Annotated in this window: 15 protein-coding genes; 9 read left to right on the forward strand and 6 right to left on the reverse strand. The window is 42.3% G+C overall.

The window, feature by feature from the left end; genetic code table 11:
• Positions 1-41: 41 nt before the first annotated feature.
• The 4 genes from V7K30_RS25660 to pheS all read right to left on the reverse strand — a co-directional run bounded on the left by V7K30_RS25660 (position 42) and on the right by pheS (position 1,807).
• Positions 42-197 (reverse strand): DUF4926 domain-containing protein, encoded by a 156-nt coding sequence (locus V7K30_RS25660; RefSeq protein ID WP_335004133.1) that lies wholly within the window; start codon positions 195-197, stop codon positions 42-44.
• 76 nt (positions 198-273) lie between these two features.
• Positions 274-558, reverse strand: coding sequence for a type II toxin-antitoxin system RelE/ParE family toxin (locus V7K30_RS25665; RefSeq protein ID WP_335004135.1), 285 nt, complete (start codon positions 556-558; stop codon positions 274-276).
• Positions 555-770 (reverse strand): hypothetical protein, encoded by a 216-nt coding sequence (locus V7K30_RS25670; RefSeq protein WP_335004137.1) that lies wholly within the window; start codon positions 768-770, stop codon positions 555-557. Before V7K30_RS25670 ends, V7K30_RS25665 begins: the two co-directional genes overlap by 4 nt.
• Positions 771-814: 44 nt before the next feature.
• Positions 815-1,807 (reverse strand): phenylalanine--tRNA ligase subunit alpha, encoded by a 993-nt coding sequence (gene pheS, locus V7K30_RS25675; RefSeq protein ID WP_335004139.1) that lies wholly within the window; start codon positions 1,805-1,807, stop codon positions 815-817.
• 354 nt (positions 1,808-2,161) lie between these two features.
• Here pheS and surE point away from each other — a divergent pair, with 354 nt between their 5' ends.
• From surE to V7K30_RS25720, 9 genes are all read left to right on the forward strand, one after another.
• A complete protein-coding gene (gene surE, locus V7K30_RS25680) occupies positions 2,162-2,959 on the forward strand; it encodes a 5'/3'-nucleotidase SurE (RefSeq protein ID WP_335004330.1) in 798 nt (265 codons plus the stop codon).
• A gap of 287 nt (positions 2,960-3,246) precedes the next feature.
• A complete protein-coding gene (locus V7K30_RS25685; RefSeq protein ID WP_335004141.1) occupies positions 3,247-4,143 on the forward strand; it encodes an MBL fold metallo-hydrolase in 897 nt (298 codons plus the stop codon).
• 547 nt (positions 4,144-4,690) lie between these two features.
• Positions 4,691-4,834 (forward strand): hypothetical protein, encoded by a 144-nt coding sequence (locus V7K30_RS25690; protein ID WP_335004143.1) that lies wholly within the window; start codon positions 4,691-4,693, stop codon positions 4,832-4,834.
• 49 nt (positions 4,835-4,883) lie between these two features.
• Complete coding sequence (locus V7K30_RS25695; RefSeq protein WP_335004144.1) at positions 4,884-5,960, forward strand: bifunctional riboflavin kinase/FAD synthetase; 1,077 nt, start codon at positions 4,884-4,886, stop codon at positions 5,958-5,960.
• 193 nt (positions 5,961-6,153) lie between these two features.
• Positions 6,154-7,062, forward strand: a complete 909-nt coding sequence (locus V7K30_RS25700; protein ID WP_335004146.1) for an AAA family ATPase — start codon at positions 6,154-6,156, stop codon at positions 7,060-7,062.
• A gap of 1,027 nt (positions 7,063-8,089) precedes the next feature.
• Positions 8,090-9,382 (forward strand): ATP-binding protein, encoded by a 1,293-nt coding sequence (locus tag V7K30_RS25705; RefSeq protein WP_335004148.1) that lies wholly within the window; start codon positions 8,090-8,092, stop codon positions 9,380-9,382.
• On the forward strand, positions 9,372-11,132 hold the full coding sequence (locus V7K30_RS25710) for a tetratricopeptide repeat protein (protein WP_335004150.1): 1,761 nt from the start codon (positions 9,372-9,374) through the stop codon (positions 11,130-11,132). Before V7K30_RS25705 ends, V7K30_RS25710 begins: the two co-directional genes overlap by 11 nt.
• A 120-nt stretch (positions 11,133-11,252) precedes the next feature.
• Entirely contained in the window at positions 11,253-11,669 is a 417-nt protein-coding gene (locus V7K30_RS25715; RefSeq protein WP_335004152.1) for a XisH family protein, read from the forward strand.
• Positions 11,657-11,992, forward strand: coding sequence for a XisI protein (locus V7K30_RS25720; RefSeq protein WP_335004154.1), 336 nt, complete (start codon positions 11,657-11,659; stop codon positions 11,990-11,992). Before V7K30_RS25715 ends, V7K30_RS25720 begins: the two co-directional genes overlap by 13 nt.
• Positions 11,993-12,275: 283 nt before the next feature.
• Here V7K30_RS25720 and V7K30_RS25725 read toward each other — a convergent pair whose 3' ends face one another.
• Together V7K30_RS25725 and V7K30_RS25730 are read right to left on the reverse strand one after the other, a co-directional pair.
• The gene (locus tag V7K30_RS25725) at positions 12,276-13,352 is read right to left on the reverse strand and encodes a PstS family phosphate ABC transporter substrate-binding protein (protein WP_335004155.1); all 1,077 of its coding nucleotides are present in this window, start codon (positions 13,350-13,352) and stop codon (positions 12,276-12,278) included.
• A gap of 137 nt (positions 13,353-13,489) precedes the next feature.
• Complete coding sequence (locus tag V7K30_RS25730) at positions 13,490-14,749, reverse strand: serine/threonine-protein kinase (protein ID WP_335004157.1); 1,260 nt, start codon at positions 14,747-14,749, stop codon at positions 13,490-13,492.
• Positions 14,750-14,889 lie beyond the last annotated feature (140 nt).

Here is a 14,889-nt window from a genome sequence, read left to right on the forward strand (position 1 = left end):
CAATGTGCCGAATCATTGAGGAGCCGTGTGAAGCGAAAGTTTCATGCACGGTTTTGAAGACCAACGGGGTTGGTGACAACCTCGTTGAGTTTACTGTAATGTTCCACAATTGTTGCAACATTCCCGCGTTTCAGGTTGTATTCTGGTAAGTCCTGTGCTAAGGCAACTTGGGAGAATAGGGGGTGCTGTACCTTCATAAGTTGGCTCCTTGAACTGGCACTAAGGTGACAAATTTGGTTGTATCGTTTGTAACAGTAGAACAGCACCTACAACTTAGTAAACTTGATCATGAGTGCCGATATCAATTAGCAAAATTTCCTCTTCACCAGATTCTATATTTTGCACAAAGTTAAAGACAATGCGACAATCATAGTCCACTGAACACGCCCAAGCTCCAGACAGTTTGCCTTTAAGCTTATGAGTCTGCAACAGTGGATCAAATGGATCGGCGGTTAGTAGTGCTAACCGCTCTTGAATTCGCTCTTCTAATTGTGGCTGTCGTCCCACCAATCGTTTAAATGCTCGTTTAAACGATGATGCTAGAACTACAGTTCTCACTTGCGTAACTCATCCATTATTTGAGTAACTGTTCCACGGAAAACTTTACCAGTTTGGTATTCTACTTGTGCTTGAGCGATATTAGCAGAAATTTCAGAACGCCGCCGTTCTGCCAACCGATGACGTATCAGATCAATTAGTGCTTCTTGTTCATCTACTGATAAGTTTTCGACGCTTTCTAGAACTTGATCTAACCTGGAGAATGAGGTCATTATTTCTTGTTACCTTGGTTGCAGTACATAACTATTACGTATACCTAAAATTGCTGCAAAAACCGCAAATCGCTAGCATACAAACGACGAATATCATCGATTTGATGTAACACCATTGCAAAGCGTTCTACACCAAAACCGGCAGCAAACCCAGTATAAATTTCTGGGTCGTAACCGACAGACTTAAGTACATTTGGATCGACCATACCGCAGCCCATCACCTCCAGCCAGCGCCCATTCCACTGCAAATCTACCTCCGCCGATGGTTCGGTAAACGGGAAATAACTAGCGCGGAAGCGAATTGGTAAATCGCCAAATATTGCTTGTAAAAATACTTTAATTGTGCCTTTGAGGTCTGTAAAAGTGAGTCCCTCATCAATGGCTAAAAGTTCTATTTGATGGAAAACTGCTGAGTGAGTCGCGTCTACATTATCTCGCCGATAAACTCGCCCTGGAGCCACAACCCGAATCGGTGGTTCCTCTCTTTCCATGTAACGAATTTGCACTGACGAGGTATGAGTGCGTAAAAGATTACCATCTGGCAGGTAGAAGGTATCCTGCATATCACGGGCGGGGTGGTCAGGCGGGGTATTGAGAGCCTCAAAATTGTAGTAATCTGTTTCCATTTCTGGCCCTTGAGCCACGGTGTAGCCCATACCAACAAAGATATCCAGCGCCCGGTCGATAATACCATTGAGGGGATGAATGCGACCTTGGGGGCTGTAAATTCCTGGCATAGTTACATCCAGAGTTTCTGCCTCTAGCAAAGCTTGAATTTGCGCGGCTTCTAAGGCAGCACGTTGCTGGTCTAGACTAGTTTGCAGGGATTCTTTGACTGTATTAGCGATCGCTCCAATTTTTGGTCGTTCCTCTGCGCTCATTTGCCCCATACTTCGCAACAGCGCCCCCAGTTCCCCTTTCTTACCCAGATAGTTAACTCTGAGTTCCTCCAGACGTTCTAGGGTGTCGGCGGCTGCGATCGCTTTTTCTCCTGACTGCCGCAGTGCTAAAAGTTGAGCTTCTAAATTGCTAGTCATTAGTTATTAGTCATTGGTCATTAGTCATTAGTCTATAGTCAAAAGCTGTGAACTGCTCGATAAATAAACTTACAGCTATGCCATTAACATCAGCCAAAGGCGTGGATCGAAACCAAACCTCTATTTATCAGTTAGAGACGATTGGGCTAGTACAGCGGGCGCATCAATCCAGCTAACATCTCAATTAACCAGACAAGTAACTAGACAAGGGGGTTAAGCTCGTTGTTAAAGGTAGGCAAACTGACGCCGCAGTGTACTAGTGAGTATGGATATTTTTTTGCTGTCTGTGACCGCCGACATTGACAAATGGCTAATAACAAATAACTAATAACTAATGACCAATGACCAATGACTATGAAATTACTAATTAGCAACGATGACGGCATTTCTGCCTTGGGGATTCGTACCTTAGCCAACTACTTGGCAGAGGCAGGTCATGATGTTAGTGTAGTTTGCCCAGATCGAGAGCGATCGGCAACTGGACATGGGTTAACTTTACACCAACCAATTCGCGCCGAAATTGTTGAAGGGATTTTTCATCCTGCTGTCAAAGCTTGGGCTTGCGATGGTACGCCTTCAGATTGCGTCAAATTGGCGCTGTGGGCTTTGCTAGATACTCCCCCCGATTTGGTTCTCTCTGGCATTAATCAAGGTGCAAATTTGGGAACTGAAATTTTGTATTCCGGCACTGTTTCGGCGGCAATGGAAGGTCTAATTGAAGGCATTCCCAGTGTAGCCCTAAGTCTTATTAGTCATACATCTAAAGACTTTCAACCTGCTGCTAAGTTTGCCAAAATTCTCGTAGACCAGTTAGCCCAAAAACCGTTGCCAGATTTAATGTTGCTCAACGTCAATATTCCTGCTGTTCAGTGGGAAGAAATTGCCGGAGTTACTCTTACCCGTCAAGGAGTGCGGCGTTACATTGATGTGTTTGATAAACGAGTTGATCCTCGCGGAAAAACCTACTACTGGTTAACCGGAGAGGTAATTGAGGATGTGGAACCCCCAACCGGATTAAACCTGCTTCAAAATGTACCGTTAGACGTGCATGTTGTACGTAAAAACTACATCAGTGTTACTCCGTTACAATACAATCTTACCTACGCAGATGGACTAGATAAATTGTCTGGGTGGGAATTCAATTTTCCGTAAATCATTCGATTTATCAGGAAAAAACTGGGGTTATTCAAATGCATCACAGAAAAATGTAGGCTATAACGTAGGGGCAGTCTTGAAATAACTGATACACATCCACCCCAAAAACTGGAAAATTCTATTTGACAGTATTTCATCCACATTTACACAATCAGCCAGAAACAGGGTATGCTGTTTTACCAAGAAATCCTCCTTCTACCAAAATCGGTGAGACAGCATAAACTTAGACAAAATAAGTAACAATTTTTCCAATTATCGCCCGCTCAGTCCAGCAAGCAACACCCATGTCTAGGATAGAGAACCAATTTACCGTACAATTTTGGGGCGTTCGCGGCAGCATCCCCAGTCCAGGGCCACACACCGTTCGTTACGGCGGTAATACCCCTTGCATATCAATGCAAGCGGGCGATAAACGCTTAATTTTCGATGCTGGCACGGGACTACATGTTTTGGGGCAATCTTTGTTGCGCCAAATGCCCTTAGAAGCTTACATATTTTTTACCCACTCTCACTGGGATCATATGCAGGGTTTTCCCTTCTTTACCCCAGGGTTTGCGAAGGGGAATGACTTTCACATTTACGGCGCGATCGCACCTGATGGTTCTACCATAGAACAGCGGCTCAATGACCAGATGCTGCACCCCAACTTTCCCGTACCCTTGCAGATTATGCAAGCCAATTTAAATTTCTACGACATTCGACCAGGGCAACCAATCCACATCGATGACCTTACCCTGGAAACAGCACCTTTAAATCATCCAGGTGAAGCCGTAGGATACCGCGTCAACTGGCGTGGTGGCGCTGCTACTTATATTACTGATACCGAACATTTTCCCGACCGACTCGATGACAATGTGTTGTGGCTAGCTCGTAATGCCGACATTCTGATTTACGATTCTACCTACACTGATGAGGAATATCACTCTCCAAAATCCCCGAAAATTGGCTGGGGACATTCTACTTGGCAAGAAGCGGTGAAAGTGGCCCAAGCTGCTAATGTCAAAACTCTAGTGATTTATCACCACGACCCCGCACACGATGACGACTTTTTAGATCGTGTAGGGGTAGAAGCAGCAGCAAAGTTTTCTGGTGCGATAATGGCACGGGAAGGAATGGTACTTGAGGTTCCCACATCAGTTTCCTTATCAGAATCTTTTCCTGTTACGAAGTCTTCTGTCTAAAGATTGCGATCGGAGGAATTGGAGATTTTAGATTAGATTGGTGATCAGAAGCTTTCAGCGCGAGAGCGTACCTGTTGGCTGCCCAGAGTTGTCAGAGCGCCGACCACAGGATAAGGGCGACAACAGGAGGACACACTTTATAGATTCACCAACACAGCCCAGATATCCACAGATGCCCTCTCTTGCGGCTGCTCGGAGGGTAAACACCTCGTTGCAGTCTCAACTACGAAACTAGAGCCTTTTTAGCTCTGGTATTTGAGGTTATCTGGACTTAGCAATTAGCTGTCAACCAATTTTGGATTGAAACAGACCACTGTCTTCTCTGCGAGATGCTCCGCGAACGTAGCGGGGCGAAGTGCGGGTACTTGGCTCTGATAGCGCAGCGTCTCGTAGAGAGGAACAAGCGTCCGTAGGAGCGTCGGATTTTAAATTGAGGATTTTGGATTTGTTTCGCCCTAACATGGCGGGGCATGAACCAAAAAATCTAAAATCTAAAATCTAAAATCTAAAATTCGTATTAAGCTAATCGCACAAGAAACCATCTTGGGTGACTTCCCGTGGCTTAGGCTTTTGGCTGATAGCTAAAAGGGGTGGCATTAACACCCTGGCTGATAGCACAAGACCTGATGGGCAGTTGGTGGAAGTTCAGACCGTCTACAAAAGCTGTCCTCCTCAAGGCGGTTTACCATAAGGTAGCTTCCTGCTGATAGCTAAAATAAACCTAAAATCTCAGAATCCACGTGCTAAATTTGTCTAAAAATGGGTGTTCTGTGTGGGTTGCTTCTTCGAGCGAAGGGCTGCTAACGCCGACTGCTGTTGCCCTTGGCAAGTTTGATGGTGTTCATCTTGGTCATCAAAGGGTAATTCAACCGGTCTTGCACGCTGGTGGTCACTTGTCAGTAGCCAGTAGTCCACCAACTGACAACGGACAACTGACAAATAACGAATATACCTACTCAACAGTTGTCACCTTTGACCCCCATCCACAGGAGTTTTTTACGGGGCAACCCCGGACTTTGTTAACGCCACTGGATGAAAAAGTCCAACAATTGCGATCGCTTGGGGTAGAACAACTGGTACTACTACCCTTTGACAAAGAATTATCTGCTTTGACCCCCGAAGAATTCGTAGAAAAAATTCTTGTGCAACAACTGCGATGCCAGCGAATTAGCATCGGGCAGGATTTTTGTTTTGGCGAAAAGCGCAGTGGTACTGCCAAGGATTTGCAATTAATTGCCGCCAAGCATAATATCCCCGTTACCATCGTTCCCTTACAAACTTATACAGGTAATTCGCCCACCGAAAGCAGTTGCGTCAGTACTACTCCGACTCAAGATGCCCGCATTAGCACTTCATTGATCCGCCAAACCCTTGAGCACGGCGACATCGAAAACGCAAATCTACTACTAGGACGCCCCTACACTCTCCTTGGTGTTGTCGTTCAAGGTCAACAATTGGGCAGAACAATTGGCTTTCCCACCGCCAACCTCCAACTACCAAAAGAAAAGTTTTTGCCCCGCCAAGGAGTCTATGCTGTCCGCGTTTTCACTCTCAGTGAAACATCAGATGCCGCTCCAAGTGAGAGCTTGGGCGTAATGAATATCGGTAATCGTCCAACTGTAAATGGTACTTATTCATCTGCGGAAGTACATTTATTTGATTGGTCTGGTGATTTGTATGGTAAAAAATTGGCTGTGCAGCTAGTTAAATTTTTGCGCCCTGAACAAAAATTTCCTTCTCTAGAAGCCCTGAAAACACAAATTCAACTTGACTGCGTTGTTGCTAGAGAAGTTTTGAGTGCTGGAATGCAAAGTTAGGAGTTAGGAGTTAGGAGTTAGGAGTTAGGAGTTAGGAGTTAGGAGTTAGGAGTTAGGAGTTAGGAGTTAAGAGTTAGGAGTTAGGAGTGGGAACAATGTATTTAGGGAAATTGGGCATTGGGAATCATCCAGTTCCTAGTACCTAATCCCTAATCCCTAGTGCCCAATCCCTAGTCCCCACTCCCCGCACCGCATGAGAGAAAAAATTGACGCCTTAACACAAAATCTGGCTCTTACCATCGTTGGCAAAACTGAGGCAATACGCTTAGTGCTAGTAGCCTTGCTAGGTGGTGGTCATGCCCTCCTAGAAGATGTCCCTGGTGTTGGTAAAACCCTGCTCGCTAAATCCCTAGCTCGTTCACTGGATGGCAAGTTTCAACGGCTACAATGCACTCCCGATTTACTGCCAACTGACATTACTGGCACCAATATTTGGAACCCAAAAAGCGGCGAATTTACTTTTCTTCCTGGGCCAGTCTTTGCTAATGTGCTGTTAGCTGACGAAATTAACCGCGCTACACCCCGCACTCAGTCAGCTTTACTGGAAGTTATGGAAGAGCATCAGGTAACAGTCGATGGTGTCTCTCGTGCAGTTCCCCAGCCGTTTTTTGCTATTGCCACTCAAAATCCTATCGAGTATCAAGGTACTTTTCCCCTGCCGGAAGCGCAAATGGATCGGTTTATGTTATCGCTGAGTTTGGGCTATCCTTCCGAGGCAGAAGAACTCCAGATGCTGCAAAATCTCCAAAATGGGATCAAGGTTGCTGATTTGCAACCTTGTATTACTTTGGCAGAAGTACAGGAATTGCGTTACCTTTGCTCTCAAGTAAAAGTGGCAGCTTCCTTGCAACAGTACATCTTGGAATTGGTGCGGGCAACACGCCAAGATGAGGAAATCGCCCTTGGCGTCAGTCCGCGTGGCACATTAGCATTACAACGGGCTGCCAAAGCGTTAGCTTTTCTATTAGGGCGTGATTATGCCATCCCCGATGATGTGAAATTTCTCGTCCCTCACGTTCTTTGCCATCGGCTTATTCCCAGAGGAGGACGTAATGCAAGAACTGTTGTTGAGCGATTATTGCGATCGGTTTCTATTCCTTAATATGAAAAAGGTAGACAACAGTTGATTCTAAGTTTTGACCTAATTGCTTTCTCTTGAAAATGCTATTAACCCAAGCTGCGGGTTATCAAATACAAATCTATAGGATTCATATTTGATTTTTGAAATATACGTAGGGGAGCCAGCCGCGTGGGCGGGTTTCCCGACTTGAGCGGACTGGCGTTGCGTTATGCCTCTGGCTAACGCACCATCTGAAGACTTTGGTGCCGTACTCTCGGCGATAACACACCCTACACATACTTAGATTTTTTCATAAATCAAATCGTATTCCTATACTATTTCAGGCGATCGCGCATGGTAACATTTGGCTGTCTTTAACTGCTATTAGCGGTTCTAAATAATTTGTAAACTTCTTCTCTTAGCGTTCTTCTCTAATGAGACTATCCGCGTTGGCGGAGCGTCTCGCAGAGAAGGCGGTTCGATAATTTTTACAACTCAAATAGGATTGCTATATTAGCAGTTACTAATAGCTTTAATTTTCCTAATGACGGTTTTGTTTTAGCGTGGTGACAACTAGTGAGCCAATACTAACAACCAACAGTTACCACCCCATCCTTTATAATTAGTATAAGCCGTACAAGTACGGAGAAGCAAGCTATACGCAGCATCGGTCACGGAGAGAAATTTTGAACGAAAAAATTAGCTTTTTAGATTGGATTGAGAAAAATCTGCTCTGTCAAGATTAGGAAGAGGACACAGAAGCAAAAGAGGCTAAAAATTTAATTTTATTTATTTGTTAGGTAGCTTTCACCATTTCAAATGTATAATCTATGATTAATTCATATTTTCCAAATGTATCATTTATCATTCATTATTACTTATATTAACCTCTATTACTTGTTTCTTGGTTGGAATTGTGGAAGGTAGAGTATCTTCTTTGAAAACATAAGACAGTATCCACCTAGTAGTCATTTATTGATACCGCTAGTGAAGTTGCGATTGCCTGAACTTTGACTTCAAAAATGATGAGCCATTATATGAATAGTTAGCACGTTTACGGCACTATCCAATGTCTCAAGAATTATTAAACTCCTTTCAAGAAGCATACAGCAATCTCGAACTGTTTCCGTTGATGGAACAGAACGAAATGGAAAGATTTAGAGTCGAATATGGTGATGATTTGATTGCAGACCTTAACCAATTAGTGGAAGATAGTCCCAATAGAGATGGCAAAATTGTCTTTACAGGACATCGGGGATGTGGTAAGTCAACTTTGTTAGCTGAGTTTAGCAGACAAATTCAAAATAAATATTTTGTAGTTCTATTCTCTATTGCTGACAAAATTGAAATGTCGGCTGTTAATCATATTAATATACTGTTTGCGATCGCAGTTAATTTAATGACAGAGGCAGAAGCCCGCCGAGTTGATATTCCTCAATCTACTAAAGAAGCTCTTTATAAGTGGTTTGCTACCCGTACTCGCACTGAAGAATTAAATTTGCAGGCAGAGGCTGGGATAGGTTTTGACCTCCTAAAGTTGATTAGCTCTAAATTAAAAGCTGATGCTAGCGTTCGGGATGAAATTAAGCAAGAATTTGAACGCAAATTATCAGATTTAGTTGCCAGAATTAATGAAATTGCTGCTCTAATTCAAGCTGCAACTAAACAAAACGTTTTAGTAATTATTGATGATTTAGATAAACTTGACTTAGGAAGAGTTAACGAAATTTATAGAGATAACATTAAAGCTCTGTGCCAACCGAACTTTCAAATTATCTACACTATCCCGATCGCAGTGCTTCGTGAAACATTTATCAGTACAATAATTACTACTGAAACCAACGACCAGGTTGTAGCAATGCCTGTCTTAAAAATCTTTGAAAAAGGTAAAAATCGATTTCCTAACGCCCAACCTCGCCCTGAAGCAACAAAGATTCTCGGTGAAGTTTTACAAAAGCGGATTTCCAGTGAATTAATCGCGGCAGAAACTGCTGAAAAAATTGTGATTTCCAGTGGTGGCGTATTGCGAGAGTTAATTCGGATTGCTAAGGAATGTTGCCGCATTTGTTTGCGGATTATCCGGCGAAATCCCTCAGCCGAAGTTATCATTGATGATAAAATTCTTCTTCAAGCAATCAACAAAATCCGCAATGATTTTTCCATCCGTTTAGGAAAGGTTGATATAGATATTTTGCAGAGTGTTTATGAACAATTTATGCCCAATGACCCTAAACAAGCAGAGTTTTTGGATTTGTTACATGGGTTGTATGTTCTAGAATACCGCACTGATGAAACTTGGTACGATGTTCATCCAATTATTATAGAAACCTTGAGAAGACAGGGAGCCATTAATGTTAAATGAAGAATTATTAGATGATGAGGGAGAAAATCAAGATGCGTATGATGATTTAATTGTTTCTATTGAAGCTCAAAAACGGGGATTGAATTTACTGATTGCAGTTTGTGATGATGCTAGCTTTCGTGATCAGATTATTGCCCAGTATGAAGCTGAACTAAAACCTAAGTTTCGTCCATATCGAGTAACTTTAGCACGTCAGGAACCGAGCCTAAAAGCTGCTCTTAACCAACTGGTACAACAAGAAGAATATCTTCGTCAATATAACCCGGCGGTGATCACTGTGACGGGTGCTGAACAACTTTATTTTCTCAGATTGGGAAATGAGCAATCGGAACAGGAGAAATTTTTTGGTTACTTACAGTGGACAAGGGAAGGATTGCGCGAGTTTCCCTTTGCGATCGTGCTTTGGGTAACTAACCAAATTTTAGTTAACCTGATTAAAAAAGCCCCTGATTTTTGGAGTTGGCGTAATGGTGTATTTCGGTTTGAATCTAAAAAGACGAATGCTATTCCTGGTAAAGAACTAGAACATATACGCTTTGTTTTTAGAGACACAGAATTAGCTAGCACAGATACTAATGAAAATAACCTCTTTTTCTTGCCTATCCAAGATTTACAAAGGCTAATCGATAAAGTAGAGCAGGAAGGGGGAACTAAAGACCCCACCTTGGCTACCTTATATTCTAGGTTGGGTGATATTTACCGCAGTAGATTAGATAGGGGTGAATCTCAAAATTATCAAGAAGAACAGGAATTAGCAATTAAGTATTGGCGTCAGGCGAGTGAGCTACAAAATGAATTAGGTTTGCAGATAGACTTAGCTAATAGCCTCAACAATTTAGCAGGAATATATCGTGCAACAGGACACTACAGCGAAGCAGAACCCTTATATAAAGAAGCTTTAGAACTTAGGAAACGCCTGCTAGGAGACAACCATCCTTCTTTTGCTACTAGCATGAATAATTTGGCGGGACTCTACAAATCTACTGGACAATATACTAAAGCGGAACTCCTATATCAACAAGCTTTGGAACTGAGGAAACGCCTGTGGGGAGAAAACCATGCCGATATTGCCGTCAGTCTGAACAATTTGGCACTACTATATGATGAACAAGGACGTTATGAGAAAGCAGAACCTTTGTATCTGCAATCATTAGAACTCGAAAAACGTTTGTTTGGTGAAAATCATCCTTCTTTCGCTCTCATACTGAATAATTTAGCGCTACTTTATTATCATCAAGGACGTTACAGTGAAGCTGAACCGTTGTCGCAACAAGCAATAGAACTAGATAAGCGATTTTTAGGAGAAGAGAATCCCGATGTTGCAACAGATTTGCACAATTTAGGATTGATATACCGCGCCCAAGGACGCTACGATCAAGCCGAATCTTTGTTTTTACAATCATTAGAACTCAAGCAGCGTCTATTGCAAAAGGCGCATCCGCTTTTAGCAGATACTATCTACGCTCTTGGTTATATGTACAGGGAGCAGGGGCGTTACAATGAAGCGGAACCCTTATGTATAAAAGCCTTAGAACTTGATAAGCACCTATTGGGAGAAAATCATCCCAATGTTGCCGAAAGTCTCAATAATTTGGCAGAAATTTATCGTGAAACTGGACGTTACAGCGAAGCAAAACCCCTTTATCTGCAAGCTTTAGATATTTGTGAACGAGTCTGGGGCGTAAATCATCTGCGTAGTGTCACTGTTCGTGAAAATCTAGAAAAACTTGCCGCAGCGATGCAGAATTAATGGAGAGTGCGATGTCTTGTTTACGACATGCTGCGCGAACGACAACCCCTTCGCGGAATGCATTACATAGAGCAAAAATATCATTTGGGGTTAAGCTGACTCTAATCTAGAGATTGCAAAATGGCTAAAGATGTTTTCCATCAACAGGTAAAAAAAGCATTAATTAAAGATGGGTGGATAATTACTCACGACCCTTTTACAATTCGGATTAGTGAAGCAATTAAACTACAAATAGATTTAGCCGCTGAAAATGCCATTGCCGCAGAACGTAATACAGAGAAAATCGCTGTTGAAATTAAAAGTTTTATTGCAGATTCAGATATTAGTGAATTTCATACTGCACTAGGACAATATCTCAATTACTACCAAGCTATTGAAGAACAAGAAGCAGATAGAGCGCTTTACCTAGCAGTTCCTATTGAAACATATCAAGATTTTTTTCAACTTTCTTTTGTCCAACGCGCCCTTCATCGTTACCAAGTTAAGTTGATAATTTACGACCCAAAACATGAGGAGATTCGGCTATGGATAAAATAAAACGCTATCGACAACTTATCAAACAAATTTTGAGCGAACATCAAGAAATCGCATCTAATACCGATACAGTCAAATCACAATTAATTTTAGACAATGAAAATGACCATTATCAACTAGCTTACATTGGTTGGCAAGGAGATAAGCGGGTATTTGGCCCGGTCATGCATTTTGATATTCAAAATGGGAAAATATGGATTCAATATAACGGTACAGAAGAATCTGTTGCTGAACGATTGGTTGAGTTAGGTGTACCTTCTTCTGATATCGTCATTGGCTTTCACTCTGCTTTTAAACGCCAATTTACTTCTTATGCTGTCGAGTGAATGTAAATTTTTAAAGCCTTGCGGAAAAATCATTCTGCCGCAACTATTACTTTTTCAAGCCAGTTTTGAGGATTTGTAGTAAGGACTTTAGTGCTTAGAAAATAAGGACTAAAGTCCTTACTAGGAACTTGCTTACCCATCAATTTAAACTTGACAGACTACTATATGCATGGCGCGATCGCACTCAATCAATAAGCAACAACTTGAGCTATAGTACACTGTGGCGGAAATTTGTCCCTTGTTTGGTTAATTCAGATACTAGCTGGATTTACGCTGTGCTGTATTAACGAACCCCGACGAAACCAGCTTGCTCAATTGCTCTTTGCCCCTGGTCAGTTAATAAAAGTTTGCCATAGGCATCCCCAATCTGCTGTTCCCGACCTTTATTTTGCTTAATAATTACAAACAAATTAGCGATTATAGGATAGCTGCGATTTTTGATAGCCTGAGTATTTAGCTGGTTGCGCTGACGTGGACATTGCTCAGGCGATACCATCGGTTCGCGATAGGGGGGAATTAGCTGACCAGAAGTCAGACCCAATGGCAAAGCCTTCACACTACATTGAGGTACTACTGAACGAGCAGAAGCGTAATACACACCACCAGGGGTTTTACTGAGTTGGCGCACTGCCTCTGTAGTAGAGTAGACATACTGCACATTAGAGCTAAGTGCTTGCTCTTTCAAGTCGCTGTTGGTAGGAAATATTACTGTATCTGCGTCCTTTGGTTGTTGGGAGAAAGGTGTAATGGGTAGGTTTGGCCCACCTACTTGATTCCAGTTAGTAATTTGCCCCAAATAAATTTTCTGCAATTGATTAACAGTTAAACCCGACACATTGAGTGATGGGTTGACTACCACTGCTATCCCATCCATACCCACCTGACGTTGCTCAAGGGTGAAGCCTCGCTCTCTTGCCATAGCTTGTTCTTCACCTGTAAGGGGACGGGAGGACTGAACAAAGTCCAGTTTCCCATCAAGCAACATCCGAATGCCTGAGCTAGAACCAGGGCTACCATTAACAGGGTCTACGTATCGTAATTGTAGTTCAGGGCGAGCGCTCTGGATCTGAGAATCTACCAATTGCCGGATAGATGCCCAAGCTGTACTGCCTCCGTAGTTAAATGAGGCGGTGGGGACATCAGCAACTGTCTGAAAAGTTGATGCAGTACTAGAGAGGGCGTTGGAACTTTGATTAGAGGAAGAGTTGACGCTGCTGCGGGACAATAAATTTGGCTTCAATAACCACCAAAGCAATCCGCCAATAACCATAAGTGTCAGCACTTTACCAATAATCAAACCTCTAAGAAAGAGGGCGATTTCACCGTTAATTAAAGCTTTCTTTTGATTTGTATTGTCCATATCTTTAAATGTTGTTTATTATATTTATCCTACAGGAATCTATAAATATTTTAGTTTAAAATAAATCTGCAATAAACCAGTTAATAGCCAGTTTGATGATTGCTGGTAGATGATTTATTTTTTCTAATGTAGTGAAATTAAATTTGCTCTTTGGTAGTTTTTGCAATGCGGGAATTGCTTTTATAGACTCCTCTGTTAGCTGCTGATTTGGCTACTAGGCTATTCACATTAACATTAGCTAACGGTGACCCAATCAATTTTTCTATAAAATTATTTAATTGAGTAGGTTGTTTTGGATGCGATATACTTGTAGTAATAAATGCATAGATTAAAACTATTACTATCAAACTAGTGATCCCACCAAGCCCTATTCCCAGCAGCAAAAGAAAGTTTCTATAAGTTAGCAAATAGCTATCATCAGTATTTTGGTTTATGTCAGCAGATTGTGAGGACTGCGACAACACCAGATCAGAATTAAGCGCTTGCAATGCTTCTGTAGCAGATTGGTAACGCTGGTTATAGCGATCGCAAACCATCGTATCTAAAACATTTGCAAGAGCGCCACTTACCTGTGCTTTATCGCGCCAGATAACTTCTCCAGTATTGGGATCTTCTTGTAGTTGCTCAGGTAATAAACCTGTCAAAGCTTGAATGCCAATCATTCCCACTGCATAAATATCGCTGCAAAGTTTTGGCTTTCCCTTAGCCTGTTCGCTTGGCATATAGCCAGGAGTCCCAACAGCAACTGTTAAGCCTGCTCCCAAAGCACTAATTTTCTTAATACTCCCAAAGTCAATTAGCACAATCTTCTGATCGGTGTGCCGCCGCATTAAATTTTGGGGCTTAATATCTCGGTGAATAATATTATGTTGGTGGACGAAAGCGAGCACTTCCAGGATCTCTCTTAATAAATTTAAAACTGCATTCTCGCTAAGACGCTGACCTGGTACAATTTCTTGAGTCAAGGCATGACCGTCAATAAATTGCTGGACTAAATAGAAATCCCCATCTTCATTAAAATGGGCAAACAGTCTAGGGATTTGATCGTGATCGTTGCCTAGCTGATATAAAACTTCCGCTTCCCGATCAAATAGCCTTTTGGCGATCGCTACAACCGTAGGATTGGGATCTTTTGGGTGGAAATGTTTGACGACACAATGGGGTTGTCCTGGTAAATCCCGGTCTACGGCTAAGTAGGTATCACCAGATCCCCCGCTTCCTAAGTGTTTGATAATTTCAAAGCGATTCCGAAGTATTTTTATGGCGATCGAGGATTGATGTCTGTTACCTCTAGCACCTGCTAACAAGTAAGTATTACCATATCCTCCGCTTCTCACCAGTTTGACAGTCTCAAAGCGACCTCGGAGTGTTTTTCTGACTAGAGGGTTTTGGCTCATGTGGTGTCTACTACTTGTTAATTTGCTGACCATTCACAACTTGGGTGAGGTTATGAATACCTGCCGCTAGATTTGTTGGTATTTGAGACAGTCAGCTTTTCAGGCGACCTATGCTTTGGAGCAGTTTTATGGTTAGCCTC

Origin of the sequence: Nostoc sp., assembly GCF_036917655.1 — a bacterium.
Classification (GTDB): Bacteria; Cyanobacteriota; Cyanobacteriia; order Cyanobacteriales; family Nostocaceae; genus Nostoc.